Origin of the sequence: Agrobacterium sp. rho-8.1, from assembly GCF_033957725.1 — a bacterium.
Classification (GTDB): domain Bacteria; phylum Pseudomonadota; class Alphaproteobacteria; order Rhizobiales; family Rhizobiaceae; genus Agrobacterium.
The window spans coordinates 2,967,501-2,982,401 of the sequence record NZ_CP192788.1 but is presented as its reverse complement, the minus strand read 5'-3'; the positions used below and the strand labels follow the sequence as shown (position 1 = coordinate 2,982,401).

At 55.4% G+C, this 14,901-nt stretch carries 8 protein-coding genes, 1 tRNA gene and 2 rRNA genes; 3 read left to right on the top strand and 8 right to left on the bottom strand.

Annotated elements, in window-relative coordinates; all coding sequences use genetic code 11:
* The first annotated feature begins 18 nt into the window (after positions 1-18).
* Positions 19-591 carry a c-type cytochrome gene (locus RMR21_RS14480; protein WP_498668660.1) on the top strand — a complete coding sequence of 191 codons (573 nt, stop codon included), beginning with the start codon at positions 19-21 and terminating at the stop codon, positions 589-591.
* A 64-nt stretch (positions 592-655) separates the two neighbouring features.
* Here the strand turns inward: RMR21_RS14480 and RMR21_RS14475 are convergent, their stop codons facing one another.
* Together RMR21_RS14475 and RMR21_RS14470 are read right to left on the bottom strand one after the other, a co-directional pair.
* Positions 656-2,992 carry a transglycosylase domain-containing protein gene (locus RMR21_RS14475; protein WP_498668659.1) on the bottom strand — a complete coding sequence of 779 codons (2,337 nt, stop codon included), beginning with the start codon at positions 2,990-2,992 and terminating at the stop codon, positions 656-658.
* 125 nt (positions 2,993-3,117) lie between these two features.
* On the bottom strand, positions 3,118-3,576 hold the full coding sequence (locus RMR21_RS14470) for a YbaK/EbsC family protein (RefSeq protein ID WP_498668658.1): 459 nt from the start codon (positions 3,574-3,576) through the stop codon (positions 3,118-3,120).
* 510 nt (positions 3,577-4,086) lie between these two features.
* Between RMR21_RS14470 and RMR21_RS14465 the strand changes: the two genes are divergently transcribed.
* Complete coding sequence (locus RMR21_RS14465) at positions 4,087-4,296, top strand: cold-shock protein (protein WP_045230211.1); 210 nt, start codon at positions 4,087-4,089, stop codon at positions 4,294-4,296.
* Between the two features lie 453 nt (positions 4,297-4,749).
* Here RMR21_RS14465 and RMR21_RS14460 read toward each other — a convergent pair whose 3' ends face one another.
* From RMR21_RS14460 to RMR21_RS14450, 3 genes are all read right to left on the bottom strand, one after another.
* Positions 4,750-6,141, bottom strand: coding sequence for a dipeptidase (locus RMR21_RS14460; protein WP_498668657.1), 1,392 nt, complete (start codon positions 6,139-6,141; stop codon positions 4,750-4,752).
* 137 nt (positions 6,142-6,278) lie between these two features.
* Positions 6,279-6,722: a MarR family winged helix-turn-helix transcriptional regulator gene (locus tag RMR21_RS14455; protein ID WP_498668656.1), complete on the bottom strand. Its 444-nt coding sequence runs from the start codon at positions 6,720-6,722 to the stop codon at positions 6,279-6,281.
* Positions 6,723-7,037: 315 nt separating this feature from the next.
* Entirely contained in the window at positions 7,038-7,421 is a 384-nt protein-coding gene (locus RMR21_RS14450; protein ID WP_498668655.1) for a hypothetical protein, read from the bottom strand.
* A gap of 87 nt (positions 7,422-7,508) precedes the next feature.
* On the opposite strand from RMR21_RS14450, the gene polA reads away from it, so the two are divergent.
* Positions 7,509-10,487: a DNA polymerase I gene (polA, locus tag RMR21_RS14445; RefSeq protein ID WP_498670184.1), complete on the top strand. Its 2,979-nt coding sequence runs from the start codon at positions 7,509-7,511 to the stop codon at positions 10,485-10,487.
* Between the two features lie 394 nt (positions 10,488-10,881).
* Here the strand turns inward: polA and RMR21_RS14440 are convergent.
* The 3 genes from RMR21_RS14440 to RMR21_RS14430 all read right to left on the bottom strand — a co-directional run bounded on the left by RMR21_RS14440 (position 10,882) and on the right by RMR21_RS14430 (position 14,687).
* Positions 10,882-10,958: transfer RNA gene (locus tag RMR21_RS14440), tRNA-Met, on the bottom strand.
* Positions 10,959-11,307: 349 nt separating this feature from the next.
* Positions 11,308-11,422: ribosomal RNA gene (gene rrf, locus RMR21_RS14435) — 5S ribosomal RNA — on the bottom strand.
* Positions 11,423-11,880: 458 nt separating this feature from the next.
* A 23S ribosomal RNA gene (locus RMR21_RS14430) occupies positions 11,881-14,687 on the bottom strand.
* Between the last annotated feature and the right edge of the window lie 214 nt (positions 14,688-14,901).

Below are 14,901 nucleotides of genomic sequence, written 5' to 3'. Positions count from 1 at the left end.
GTGAGGGAGCGCAAATCAATGGATTCACGTGTTAACATGGCGGTTGGTGCCCTATTGGGCACGATCTTCGTCCTGATGTCGGTGTCGATCGCATCCGAGGGAATTTTCCACGCGCCTGCGCCGGAAAAGGAAGGTTACGCCATTGTTGCAGAAACAAGTGCGGACAGCGCCAGCGGTGAACCCGCAGCCGTTGCAACGCCGATTGCCAAGCTTCTCGCAAGCGCGGACGCCGCAAAGGGCGAGACCGTCTTCAAGAAGTGTACGAGCTGTCACACCGGGGAGAGCGGCGGCCCCAACAAAGTCGGCCCCAATCTTTATGACCTCGTCAACCGCCCGATCGCCAGTCATGCAGGTTTCAGCTATTCGGCGGGCATGAAGGACTTCTCCAAGGGCAGCACCGTGAAGTGGGACTACGACCACCTCAGCTACTTCATCGAGGCGCCGAAGAAGCACGTTCCCGGTACGGCCATGGGCTTTGCCGGCATCAAGAAAGAGACGGAGCGCGCCGATCTCATCGCCTATCTGCGCACGCTTTCTGCCAATCCGGCTCCCCTGCCCGATCCGAATGCGGCGCCGGAGCAGATCAACTAAAACGAAAAAAGCCCGGCTCGACCGGGCTTTTTGCTATCCATATGGATGCCAGACAGGCGTGGGATCAGTTGCCCATCAGGATATCGAACAGGGTCGTCTGTTTCGGTGCGGGCTGTCTTTGCTGCGAACCGCCACCGCCGATGTCGGCCGGGGGTACAGGACCGCCATCATATTGCTGCTGCTGCGGGAACTGCTGGGACGGCGCATCGACCGGCGGATATTGCGGATTCGATGCCGTCTGATCGCGACCAACAGGTGCTGCCGGATAGTTAGCAGGGACGGGCGCTTCGTTTCCACCCAATGCATTGGAGATGAGATCGCTGAGCGACTTTGGCAGGGCCGTCGGTGCGTCGGCCATGGGCTGACCGATCTCAGGGGTGCCGTAATTGCCAAGACCGAAGAGCGGCGACGGCGTCAGCCCGGAATGGGCAGCCGTCATGAATTCCTTCCACGCCTTGGCGGGCAGGCCGCCACCGGTCACCTTTTTCATAGAGGTGCCATCGTCATTGCCGAACCAGACACCGGTGGTGAGCGTGCTCGTATAGCCGACGAACAGCGCGTCGCGGAACGACTGCGTCGTGCCGGACTTGCCCGCCGCCTGCCAGCCTTTGAGCTTTGCGGCCTTGCCGGTGCCCTCATTGATGACGCCGGTCAACATGCCGTTCATGGTCGCGGCAATCGCCTCGCTCAGCACCCGTGGTGGATTGTCATATTTGTTCTCATAGAGAATCTTTCCATCCGAATCGGTGATTCGCTTGACGATGTGCGGCGTGGCCTTGAAGCCGCCATTCATCATCGGGGCGTAAGCCGAGGTCAGCTCCAGAAGCGAGACTTCCGACGTTCCCAGCGCAATCGAGGCATTGGCCTGCAAATCCGATTCGATGCCCATCCGATGCGCGACCTGGGTGACCCTGTCAGGGCCGACTTCCATGACCAGCTGAGCTGCAATGGTGTTCAACGAATTGGCAAGCGCGGTGGCAAGCGTGACCTCGCCGCGATATTTCTGATCGTAATTTTCCGGTGTCCATTTGCCTATCTTCACCGGTGCGTCGTTGCGCACCGAATTGGGCGTCAGGCCGTTTTCGAGCGCCGCGATATAGACGAAAGGTTTGAAAGCCGAACCCGGCTGGCGCTTGGCCTTGGATGCGCGGTTGAACTGGCTTTGTGAATAATCCGCACCGCCAACAATGGCCCTGATGGCGCCGGTGCCATCGATGGAGGCCAGTGCTGCCTGCGATGCGCCGAGCTTCTTGCCCTCGCTTTTCAGGACGTCGGACAGCGACTTTTCAGCCTCTTTCTCAAGATCGAGATCAATGGTCGTATCGACCACCAGATCCTGCTTCACATCGCCCACCAGCATGCGCACTTCTTCAAGCACCATATCGGCGGCGTAGTGTTCTGCACCCGACCAGAAGCGCTTGGCCTTGGTGGGCGGCTGCGACATGGCCGTTTTGATTTCATCTTCGGTTATGAAGCCGACATCCTGCATGGATTGCAACACGACCTGCGCGCGCTCTTCGGCTGCCTGCGGATCCCGCGCAGGCGACAGGCGCGACGGCGCTTTCAGCAATCCGGCCAACAACGCGGCTTCACCCAGATTGACGTCCCGGGCCGATTTGTTGAAATAACGACGCGATGCCGCTTCCACGCCGTAGGCATTGGAGCCGAAATAGACCCGGTTCAGATACATCGCCATGATCTGATCCTTGGTGTATTTCTGCTCCAGCCAGAACGACAGCAGAACTTCCTGGATCTTGCGCTCCAGTGTTCTGTCGGGAGACAGGAACAGGTTTTTCGCCAGCTGCTGCGTCAGCGTCGACCCCCCCTGGACGGCGCGACCGCTGACGATGTTGGTAACGATGGCGCGGGCAAGGCCGAACGGGTCGATACCGAAATGCGAATAGAAACGCCGGTCCTCGATGGCCATGACGGCTTGCGGCAGGTAGGGCGACATATCCTCGAGCGCCAGAGCTTCACCGCCCGTCGTCCCGCGATTGGCCAGAACAGAACCATCGACCGCAACGATCTTGAGGTTGGGCGGACGCTCGGGAATCGACCATGTGCTGGCGCTGGGCATGCGTGCTGCATAGTAGGCGACGAGACCAGCGACCCCGATGCCGCCCCAAATGCCAAGCACGATGCACCAATAGGCGAATGTCCGGATAAAACCGGTCATGCCTCCGCCCGAAGAGCGGGCCTGACGCTTTGCTATGCGAGACGATTTCGATCGTTGACGCTTGGGTGCAGGTGCATCGTCCATGTCTAAAGCTTTGGACGTCTTAGCCCGCGCCTTGTTGCCGGTAATGCGTTCGCTTTCGTCCAGACGCAGGTCATCGCCGGATGCTTTGAAATCCCCGAAAGAAGGTTCTACGCGCTGGCGTGACTTGCCATTACCTGCCATTAGCGGGAAATTGCTCCATGATTTGGCGCTGCGATGTGCTGCCCCGTGATCGCCCTTTGATCCCGATGAAGCTTAAATGCGGCGATTTAAGGTGGGGTTAAGGACGCTCAACCTTCACGTTGCCGTCACTGACAGACGTCGACCCATTCCGCCGCCGTGAGTGCTGCCATATGATCGGGTGCAATACGCACCGCTGCATTGGTCGCACCGGCTGCGGGCACCACCTCGGCGTAGGCCTTAAGCGAGATGTCGCAATAGACTGGCAAGGCAGAGGGCAGACCGAAGGGACAAACGCCGCCAACGGGATGACTGGTTACCTCCACCACGTCATCACCACTAAGCATGCGAGGTTTTGCGCCAAAACGGTCGCGGAATTTGCGATTGTCCAGTCGTTTTGTGCCAGCCGTGACAACGAGAAGAATAATGTCTCCGGCCCTCAGGCAAATCGTCTTTGCAATCTGATCCGGATCGACATTGTGAGCCTGCGCCGCCATAGCCACGGTCGCAGAACTGTCCTCAGTCACCAGAACGGTGATCTCGGGCGCGCGACTTGCGAAGAATTCTTTGACGGAATCAAGGCTCATGCGTAATCTTTAGGCGTTGCGCTTGCGAGAAGCAATGTTTTGATAGAGAGGTATGCATTATACGCAATGCTGCGCTGCAATGTCTCGACTGTTCATCGCTGTCGAATATGGTAATTTCGAATCATCGAAGCGACGCACTCCTCCTCCCAGCGTCGCCCGATTGGACTGACAACACTCCTCCTCCCAGTTGTCAGTCAGTATCAAGAACCCGGCGCACCTCCTCCCGCGCCGGGTTTTTGCTTTCCTAGATTCCTGTTTCAGTTGAGATACTACGGATTCCTGCAGGAATTTACACGATCAGGTCGCAAATTTCGAGGTTGCTGACGCGGCTTCGTCATCGAAGAAACTTGACTTATTGGTGCTGTAACCTTAGGTGTTTCGCCATCGATATTTGTTTGACGACCAGAGCTTCAGCGTCCCCATAGACGTAAACGACGATCTTCCCTTCAAATTCGAGAACACCGCGCTGAGGTTCAGCGCAAAAGTAATGCCAACGGAAGGAACATCGTTATGGCGACTGGTACAGTAAAGTGGTTCAACGCAACCAAGGGCTACGGCTTCATTCAGCCTGATGATGGCGCACAGGACGTTTTCGTTCACATCTCCGCAGTTGAGCGCGCTGGCCTGAACGGCCTTAAGGATGGTCAGAAGATCACCTATGAACTCGTTCAGGACCGTCGTTCTGGCAAGATGTCTGCAGACAGCATCGTCGCTGCTTAAGCTCGTCTCTGGATCGGCTTTGGGGCCGGTCTGATATATGCGTCAAAGGCCGGGTCAAACCGGCCTTTTTCTTTGGGCAGAGCTTCCGCCCAAACGCGCGCGCTGAAGACGGGACTGCGTTAAAATTCAGCGCACCTCTTGAAAACATTCAACCCAAAACAAATATAGAGTTCATCAGTGTTTCAGCAGCCTCTGACGAGGCCGTATGAACGGAATGATTGGGTAGTTGAGCGTTAACTAAATGTTAACCAAACCAGCGCAATCTGTTTCGGAAGACATGAGCGACAGCGGATTTGCTGGCGCCGTGCTGAGACACATACCGTTTTATGCGCTTTGACCACGGATGTACTGGCACTGAAGCTGAAACGGTAAGGAAAGGTCGGGCTTGCCCCGGCCTTTTGCTTTTTCAGGCATCAGCCTTGAAAACGCCGCCCGTCGCCGGGCGGCGTTTTTTCATTTCACAGCCAACGCCGTCAGAATTCGCACCCACGAACGGATGCCCTTGTGGAACGATTGCAGATCGTATTTTTCGTTCGGTGAATGAATACGGTCATCCGTCAGGCCAAAGCCGATCATCAACGAGTCCATGCCCAGCATCTTTTGGAAGTCCCCTACGATGGGAATCGATCCACCCATGCCGATGACAACGGCAGGCTTTGCCCACTCGTCCGAAAGAGCGTTCTTCGCTTTCGTCAATGCGGGCGAATCATAAGACAACTGGATGGCTGGCGAACCGCCGTGCTCGTGAAACTCCACCGAGCAATCGGCGGGGATTTTGGAACGCACATAGGTACGGAAGCTTTCGCGGATCGCGGCAGGGTCCTGGTTACCGACAAGACGGAACGACACTTTCGCGGATGCCTTTGCCGCAATCACGGTCTTGAAGCCTTCACCGGTGTAGCCTCCGATGATGCCGTTGACTTCGGCCGTTGGGCGCGCCCAGGTCAGTTCCAGGACCGAACGGCCCTTTTCACCAGCCGGAAGCGAAAGGCCGACCTCGCCTAAAAAGCTTTCGGCGGTGCGGCCGAGATTATCCCACGACGCCTTGATATTGGATGGCGTCTCTTCGACGCCTTCATAGAAGCCCGGCAAGGTGATGCGACCCGTCTCATCGTGCAGACCGGCCAGAATACGCGTTAGAATATGGATGGGGTTGGCTGCAGCCCCGCCAAACAGACCGGAATGAAGATCGCGGTCAGCCGCCGTCACCACGATTTCTTCTCCGACCAGCCCGCGTAGAGCCGCCGCAATCGCCGGTGTTTCGCGATCCCACATGCTGGTATCACACACCAGCGCGTAATCCGCCTTCAGTTCATCGGCATTGGCATCGAGAAAGGGTTTGAGCGATGGAGAACCGGATTCCTCTTCGCCCTCAAACAGAATGGTGATGCGCAGTGGCAGCGAACCGTGGACCTGCTTATAGGCTCGGCACGCTTCGACGAAGGTCATCAACTGACCCTTGTCATCCGACGTTCCACGCCCTGTGATGACCTGCCTGCCCTCACCGATATCCTTCAACGCAGGATCGAACGGCTCGTTTTCCCACAGATGGAGAGGATCGACAGGCTGGACGTCGTAATGGCCATAAAACAGGACATGCGGCGCATCCGGCGTCGCGCCATCATGGTGGGCAACGACCATAGGATGACCTGCGGTTTCGCGCGACGATGCCTGAAAGCCAATCTTCGTCAAATCGCGAACCAGCCAATCGGCCGCCTTGCCGCATTCCGCCTTATAGGCCGGGTCCGTCGAGATGGATTTGATGCGAACGAATTCGAAAAGCTTGTCGAGGCTGGAGTTGAGGTTGTCGTCAACCGCCGAGAGAACGGGGGATATGTCTGTCATTACGCGATCCTGTCATGCGAAGATGACACAACAATAGAGCAAACACCTCCGTGTTTCGAGCCGGAAAATCACCTCTGTGCCGAAGGCGATGAAATCCTCTCTACCGCGCCTGGTCGAGCGAACTCGACAGTTTCACATCAGATTTTCTGGTCGGCCACTCTCGCCGCGTCGATGGTGCGGCCCATATATTCGAGCAGCAATTGTCGTTCGAACTTCAAAAGCCCCGCCAGCATCGTATCGTCTGTATCCTTCGACGCGGCAATGGCCTGAACTTCCAACTCGCGGCCCTTTTCCGTCAGTTCGATGATCTGCGCCCGGCGATCTCTTGGATGCGGTTTGCGATCAATCAGCCCGTCGCGATCCATCCGCGCCAGCGTATTGGCAAGCGTCGCCTGTTCGACATCCACGCGATCCAGCAATTGCCGCTGGGTGAGACCATCCTCGTTCCACAGTTCCAGCAAGACAGGAAACTGACCGGGAGAGAACCCGATAGCCACTGCCCGCCTGTTCAGCGCCTTCGAAAAATTTTTTGCCAATTGCGCCGCGAGGTAGGTCGCCGAATCATTTCTCGAAAAACGCATCTCATCTCCACTCTGGACACGGCTGTATGGCTTCGATTGCATATCATGCGATGTAGATCGGTTGGCTTTCACGAAGCATGCGGATCGAAAAACGGCAATAAAAAACCGCCATGGCCGGGAGGGACAGCCATGGCGGTCATATTGAAGGACAAAGGCCCGGAGAGGGGGGTAGGCCTTTGTCCGATCTGAAGCGGCGGGGGACGAGCCAGCAATCAGACTACGGCGTGATCAGTCGCCGTCCTCTAAGAAATGAGGCTTCAAATACGGCTTTTCAAGGGAAGGCAGAATTACAAATTTGTAACGTTCCGGTGAAGTTCAATCGGTGCGCTGACGCCTGTTGCGGCTGTACCAGAACATCGAAATCTTCAAGCTCCCATAGATGACAACGAAGACGACAAAAAGGAGCAAGGCGCGCCAAAAATTATCATCTGTCTTCAATCCCACACCGGTTATGAAAGCCCCGAGTAACGCCGCGTTCAAGAGCTCGAACTGGGCTTGACCTGCCATGCTGCGCCTCCCGTCAAGATTCTCCGGGAAGTGGGCTCGAAGTCCTTCGCCTGCGAGCAGGAACATCGGTGCGATCAGGACTTTCTGGAAGATGAGACCATTGGAATAACCGTTCAGCCAGGACGCAATGCCTGTGATCATCATCAGTACCAGTGTTGCCACAACAGCTTCGGTCCTCGATCTCCTGTTCATATGACCTCGCAACGGTGCCAAAGAATATTGTCGGGCAATCATCGCAACGATAGACCTTTGCGCTTTGGCGCGCTATCCCTTCTTCCCATGAAAAAAGGCGATCATCTCTTCCTCGTTGACGGCTCCGGTTTCATCTTCCGGGCGTTCCATGCCATTCCTGCGCTCAACCGCAAATCGGATGGATTGCCGGTCAATGCCGTCTCCGGTTTCTGCAACATGCTGTGGAAGCTGCTGAAGGATGCGCGCAACACCGATGTCGGCGTGACGCCTACGCATTTTGCGGTGATTTTCGACTATTCCTCGAAGACCTTCCGCAACGAGCTCTACGATCTCTACAAAGCTAACCGCTCCGCACCACCGGAAGATCTGGTGCCGCAGTTCGGATTGATCCGACAGGCCACCCGAGCCTTCAATCTGCCCTGCATCGAGACCGAGGGTTTCGAAGCGGATGACATCATCGCTACCTATGCCCGCCAGGCCGAAGCGATCGGCGCTGACGTGACCATCATCTCATCCGACAAGGATTTGATGCAGCTCGTCTCGGCCAATGTGCATATGTACGATGCCATGAAGGACAAGCAGATCGGTGTTCCCGATGTCATCGAAAAATGGGGCGTCGCTCCGGAAAAGATGATCGACCTGCAAGCCATGACCGGGGATTCGACCGACAACATTCCCGGTATTCCGGGGATTGGGCCGAAAACGGCAGCACAGCTGCTGGGCGAATACGGTGATCTCGATACGCTGCTGGAGCGCGCTGGCGAAATAAAGCAGCAGAAGCGCCGCGAAAATATCGTTGCCAACGCAGAGCTTGCGCGTCTGTCACGCCAGCTCGTCGCGCTTCGAACGGACGTACCGCTGGAAATGCCACTCGACGCCCTGACGCTTGAGCCACAGGATGGCCCAAAGTTGATCGCCTTCCTTAAGGCTATGGAATTTACCACGCTGACACGGCGCGTTGCTGAAACAACGGGGGCGGATGCCGCAGCCATTGATGCAGCGCATGTGCCGGTCGAGCGCGGTCCGCAGGCGCATGGCCCGGATATGGATGCAGCAACGAATTCACCCGTTCCGCCGGGCGAAAATGTAGTCGGGAATATCGATGCCGTCGGATCTAAGATGGACGGCACAGGACCGGCTTCCTTGACATCGTCGCGAGAAGCTGGATTTTCTGCCGCCAAGATCGATATCACATCCTACAAAACGATCCGCACTTTAGAAGAGCTCGATTGGTGGATAGCGCTTGCGCGCGAAACCGGCGTCGTGGCCTTCGACACGGAAACCACCTCGCTTGACCCTATGCAGGCAGAACTTGTCGGGTTTTCCCTGGCGGTGGCCGACAATGGCAAGGATGCAAGCGGCCTCGATATTCGTGCAGCGTACGTGCCGCTCAATCACAAAACCGGCTCGGGCGGCGATCTGTTCAGCGATGGTATCAAGCTTGCGCCAGACCAGATCGCGTTCGATGAGGCGCTTGTCCGGCTGAAATCGCTTCTGGAAGACCCCTCGGTGCTCAAGGTCGCACAAAACCTCAAATATGATTATCTGCTGGTGAAGCGTCTCGGCATTGTCATGCAGAGTTTCGATGACACCATGCTGATGTCCTATGTTCTGGAGGCGGGCAAGGGCCTGCATGGCATGGACGCGCTTTCCGAACGCTGGCTGGGCCACACGCCGATTTCCTACAAGGAGGTTGCGGGATCCGGCAAGTCGGGCGTTACCTTCGATTTCGTCGATATCGACAAGGCAACGACCTATGCCGCCGAAGATGCCGATGTAACGTTGCGGCTATGGATGGTGCTGAAACCACGCCTCGTTGCCGACAAGATGACGGCGGTTTACGAGCGGCTGGAACGTCCGCTTTTGCCTGTTCTTGCACGCATGGAGGAACGCGGCATTACCGTCGATCGGCAAATCCTGTCGCGCCTCTCCGGGGAGCTTGCGCAGAAAGCAGCGGCCTTCGAAGACGAGATTTACGAACTCGCCGGTGAGAAATTCAACATCGGATCGCCTAAGCAACTCGGAGACATTCTCTTTGGTCGAATGGGTCTGCCGGGCGGTTCGAAAACCAAGACGGGGCAATGGTCGACATCCGCCCAGGTCTTGGAGGATCTGGCTGCCGAAGGTGCAGAACTCCCGCGCAAGATCGTGGATTGGCGTCAGCTGACGAAATTGAAATCGACATACACCGACGCGCTTCCCACTTACGTCCACCCACAAACAAAGCGCGTGCACACGTCCTACTCGCTAGCCTCTACGACCACGGGACGTCTGTCGTCGTCCGAGCCCAACTTGCAGAATATTCCAGTACGAACCGCCGAAGGGCGGAAAATCCGCACGGCCTTCGTCTCGACACCGGGCAACAAGCTGTTGTCGGCCGACTACAGTCAGATCGAACTGCGCGTGCTCGCGCATGTGGCGGATATTCCGCAGCTGCGAAATGCATTCGAGAACGACATCGATATCCACGCGATGACCGCGTCGGAGATGTTCGGTGTTCCCGTCGAGGGCATGCCATCGGATGTCCGCCGACGTGCGAAGGCGATCAATTTCGGCATCATCTACGGTATTTCAGCCTTCGGTCTGGCCAATCAGCTTGCCATTGGCCGCTCGGAGGCAGGCGACTATATCAAGAAATATTTCGAGCGTTTCCCCGGCATTCGCGACTATATGGAAAGCACGAAAACCTTCGCCCGCGATAGAGGATATGTCGAAACGATCTTCGGTCGGCGCATTCATTATCCGGAGATCCGATCGTCCAACCCTTCCGTCAGAGCCTTCAACGAACGCGCCGCTATCAATGCGCCTATCCAAGGATCAGCCGCCGACGTCATCCGCCGCGCCATGATCCGGATCGAGCCGGCCTTGGATCAATCCGGCCTATCGGCACGCATGCTCCTCCAGGTCCACGACGAGTTGATCTTCGAGGTAGAAGAACCCGAAATCGAAAAGGTCCTCCCAATCGTCGTCGCCATCATGGAAAGCGCCGCACTGCCGGCCATAGACATGAAGGTGCCGCTGAAAGTGGACGCAAGGGCAGCCAGCAACTGGGACGAAGCCCATTAAAACCGGTCGCGATTTTTGCGGTTCATAGTTCTCAAATCAGGCGATCCGTGATTCCCGTTGATTTTAAGGGATATCGCCATGGGCAAGTCACATCCGATTGCGTTGCGTGAGCGTGTCGTCGCGTTTGTTGAAGAAAGCCAAGTTGAATGAACCCTGGCGAGCACTTTAAAGTGTGTCGGCCTAACGATTGTAGGTCGCCTGGCTTCCATTTTCGCCTCGATACAGGCGTTTCAGGAACACTGCGCCGGTTTGCGGGATCGTCACAGAAACGAGTTTGCCTGCCGTGTTAGGGCGGGTGAGTTTAGGAATAGTGCTGAGAATCTGGAGTTTCTGTCTCACTTCCGTGCCGTTCTCGGTGCGGCAGAGACTGAATGGGAGAATTTACAAGTTTCGTTGGTTGCGGGGGCAGGATTTGAACCTGCGGCCTTCAGGTTATGAGCCTGACGAGCTACCGGGCTGCTCCACCCCGCGTTACCAGGTTTTTGCGTTTGCAAAAACCGCCATAGCAAACTCGCAGAGTTTGCGTCACTACCCGACTTTTGCGTTAGCAAAATGTCGCTTTTTTCCCGGTTTTTGCCTTGGGCAAAATACCGATCATGTACACCGCAAGGCGGTTTACATGGAGTGCCGGAGCAAATTGCGTAGCAACTTGTCTCCTGTAAGGGACGCACCTCTTTTTTTGGTACGCCGATCTTTGATTTGTTTTCGGCTTATCGCTTCAACGACGAAAGGCCGCTTGATGCGGCCCTTTGTATCGGCTGGGCCGAAGTTTGTTTATGTTTGAGAAGATTTTTGTTTTATCATGTGTTGCGTTTTGCAGACCTGGCAGCGACCTACTCTCCCGCGTCTTAAGACGGAGTACCATTGGCGCAGGGGCGTTTCACGGCCGTGTTCGGAATGGGAACGGGTGCAGCCGCCCCGCAATAACCACCAGGTCGGCAAAACGCAACATATGTTCATGCGGAGCATGAACATATGATTGCTTGTGATTGGTGTAGCTTATCCTGTTCGCTTGACGCTCACAGGGCACACCAATGGTCGATACGGCACCCTTTGCGAGTGTACGTTTGACCAAAGCAACATGTTCATGTTTTCACATGGAAACTGTTGTTTCGAGAAGCTGGGTGGCTGAGCCACTTTTTGTCTTAATTACACGTCTTATCTGTTTTGTCCTGACGCCCGAAGGGCTCCGGACGGGCCGCATCACGCGATGCGACGGCTCGCTGAGCCTGTATGGTGCCACACTCAAGCTTGAGCGGGGCAGCCCTACAGGACGATAGTCCGTCGCAAATCGTTTTGCGCGCCGTCTGCAGCGTAGTGGCCGAAGGCCACGTCAGCGTGAAGACAGAACAGATCTTCATCAAGCTTTGCTTGATGAACATAATCAATGGGAACGAAGAAGTCGATCGAGCTATTAGTAACGGTAAGCTTCATGCATTACTGCACTTCCACACCCGTCCTATCAACGTGGTCGTCTTCCACGGCTCTGATAGGGAACACTCGTTTTCAGGTTGGTTTCCCGCTTAGATGCCTTCAGCGGTTATCCATTCCGTATATAGCTACTCTGCTATGCCCTTGGCAGGACAACAGATCCACCAGAGATACGTCCATCCCGGTCCTCTCGTACTAGGGACAGATCCTGTCAATATTCCTACACCCACGGCAGATAGGGACCGAACTGTCTCACGACGTTCTGAACCCAACTCACGTACCGCTTTAAATGGCGAACAGCCATACCCTTGGGACCTGCTCCAGCCCCAGGATGCGATGAGTCGACATCGAGGTGCCAAACAACCCCGTCGATATGGACTCTTGGGGGTCATCAGCCTGTTATCCCCGGCGTACCTTTTATCCGTTGAGCGATGGCCCTTCCACACGGGACCACCGGATCACTATGACCGACTTTCGTCTCTGCTCGACTTGTCAGTCTCGCAGTCAGGCGGGCTTATGCCATTGCACTCGACGACCGATTTCCGACCGGTCTGAGCCCACCATCGCGCGCCTCCGTTACTCTTTCGGAGGCGACCGCCCCAGTCAAACTACCCACCATACACTGTCCCGGATCCGGATAACGGACCGCGGTTAGACATCCACGAAGATAAGGGTGGTATTTCAAGGATGGCTCCACGAGAACTGGCGTCCCCGCTTCAAAGCCTACCACCTATCCTACACATGCCTTGGCGAATGCCAGTGTAAAGCTATAGTAAAGGTGCACGGGGTCTTTCCGTCTGACCGCAGGAACCCCGCATCTTCACGGGGAATTCAATTTCACTGAGTCTATGTTGGAGACAGCGGGGAAGTCGTTACGCCATTCGTGCAGGTCGGAACTTACCCGACAAGGAATTTCGCTACCTTAGGACCGTTATAGTTACGGCCGCCGTTTACTGGGGCTTCAGTTCAGAGCTTGCACCCCTCCCTTTAACCTTCCAGCACCGGGCAGGCGTCAGGCCCTATACGTCGTATTGCTACTTCGCAGAGCCCTGTGTTTTTGATAAACAGTCGCTACCCCCTGGTCTGTGCCACCCTGACATACTTGCGTACAACAGGGTCACGCTTCTTCCGAAGTTACGCGTGCAATTTGCCGAGTTCCTTCAACATAGTTCTCTCAAGCGCCTTGGTATACTCTACCTGACCACCTGTGTCGGTTTCGGGTACGGTCTATACGGTGGAGCTATTTCCTGGAACCTCTTCGCCGCCCAACCAATCCAATAAGGTTGAACAACACACGAGATCCGTCACTACCACCAGGCCCACGAATATTAACGTGGTTCCCATCGACTACGCATTTCTGCCTCATCTTAGGGGCCGGCTAACCCTGCTCAGATTAACTTTAAGCAGGAACCCTTGGTCTTTCGGCGAGGGAGTCTCTCACTCCCTTTATCGTTACTCATGTCAACATTCGCACTTCCGATATCTCCAGGGGCCCTCACGGGTCCCCCTTCACAGACTTACGGAACGCTCCGCTACCACAAAACAGCCACTACGACTGTCTTATCCTCAGCTTCGGTGCATGGCTTTAGCCCCGTTACATTTTCGGCGCAAAGACCCTTATTTAGACCAGTGAGCTGTTACGCTTTCTTTAAATGATGGCTGCTTCTAAGCCAACATCCTGGTTGTTTTGGGATCCTCACATCCTTTCCCACTTAGCCATGACTTGGGGACCTTAGCTGGAGGTCAGGGTTGTTGCCCTCTTCACGACGGACGTTAGCACCCGCCGTGTGTCTGCCGATTAGTACTCCTCGGTATTCGGAGTTTGGTTAGGATCAGTAAGACGGTGAGTCCCCATAGCCCATCCAGTGCTCTACCCCCGAGGGTATTCGATCGACGCACTACCTAAATAGTTTTCGCGGAGAACCAGCTATTTCCGAGTTTGATTGGCCTTTCACCCCTAGCCACAAGTCATCCCAATCTATTGCAACAGATATGGGTTCGGCCCTCCAGTTGGTGTTACCCAACCTTCAGCCTGCTCATGGCTAGATCACTCGGTTTCGGGTCTAATGCAACAAACTAAACGCCCTATTCAGACTCGCTTTCGCTACGCCTACACCTACCGGCTTAAGCTTGCTTGCTACACTAAGTCGTTGACCCATTATACAAAAGGTACGCCGTCACTCTTTCGAGCTCCGACTGCTTGTAGGCATCCGGTTTCAGGTTCTATTTCACTCCCCTCGTCGGGGTGCTTTTCACCTTTCCCTCACGGTACTTGTTCGCTATCGGTCATGCACGAGTACTTAGGCTTGGAGAGTGGTCTCCCCATGTTCAGACAGGATTTCACGTGTCCCGCCCTACTCAAGGACAATGAGTGTTCTACGTGTACGGGGCTATCACCCGCTATGGCCACCTTTTCCAAAGTGTTCCACTTTATTCCTCATTGCCACTGGCCTGGTCCGCGTTCGCTCGCCACTACTTACGGAGTCTCGGTTGATGTCCTTTCCTTCAGGTACTTAGATGTTTCAGTTCCCTGAGTTCGCTTCTTACACCCTATGTATTCAGATGCAGATACCTTATCATAATGCTTGGAAACCTAAGCCGTACCGAAGCACAACTTAGATTCTCCAAGCATTTAAGGTGGGTTCCCCCATTCGGAAATCCATGGATCAAAGCTTATTCGCAGCTCCCCACGGCTTATCGCAGCGTATCACGTCCTTCTTCGCCTGTGCATGCCAAGGCATCCACCAAATGCCCTTAATTCACTTCTTCGTTCTCATTGTCTATGCTCACCCATAGTCGCTCCAAAGGAGCGACAACCCGATTACCTTTTACAATCAGGTCATTTCTTGATGACATCGACGTGTCGATACAGTCCTCATTGAAGGCACGCCGGTGCACTTCGAGGCCGTATCATTAAGACCAGCTTCTCGAGATATCATCCGGTGATGCGCGGTCAGGCAACATCAATCCAGCATCTCCATCA

What these genes read in the sequence shown, in the direction of transcription:
- RMR21_RS14480 (WP_498668660.1), top strand. Translation starts at nt 19, where the DNA reads ATGGATTCACGTGTTAACATGGCGGTTGGTGCCCTATTGGGCACGATC.
- RMR21_RS14475 (WP_498668659.1), bottom strand. Translation starts at nt 2,992, where the DNA reads ATGGCAGGTAATGGCAAGTCACGCCAGCGCGTAGAACCTTCTTTCGGG.
- RMR21_RS14470 (WP_498668658.1), bottom strand. Translation starts at nt 3,576, where the DNA reads ATGAGCCTTGATTCCGTCAAAGAATTCTTCGCAAGTCGCGCGCCCGAG.
- RMR21_RS14465 (WP_045230211.1), top strand. Translation starts at nt 4,087, where the DNA reads ATGGCGACTGGTACAGTAAAGTGGTTCAACGCAACCAAGGGCTACGGC.
- RMR21_RS14460 (WP_498668657.1), bottom strand. Translation starts at nt 6,141, where the DNA reads ATGACAGACATATCCCCCGTTCTCTCGGCGGTTGACGACAACCTCAAC.
- RMR21_RS14455 (WP_498668656.1), bottom strand. Translation starts at nt 6,722, where the DNA reads ATGCGTTTTTCGAGAAATGATTCGGCGACCTACCTCGCGGCGCAATTG.
- RMR21_RS14450 (WP_498668655.1), bottom strand. Translation starts at nt 7,421, where the DNA reads ATGAACAGGAGATCGAGGACCGAAGCTGTTGTGGCAACACTGGTACTG.
- polA (WP_498670184.1), top strand. Translation starts at nt 7,509, where the DNA reads ATGAAAAAAGGCGATCATCTCTTCCTCGTTGACGGCTCCGGTTTCATC.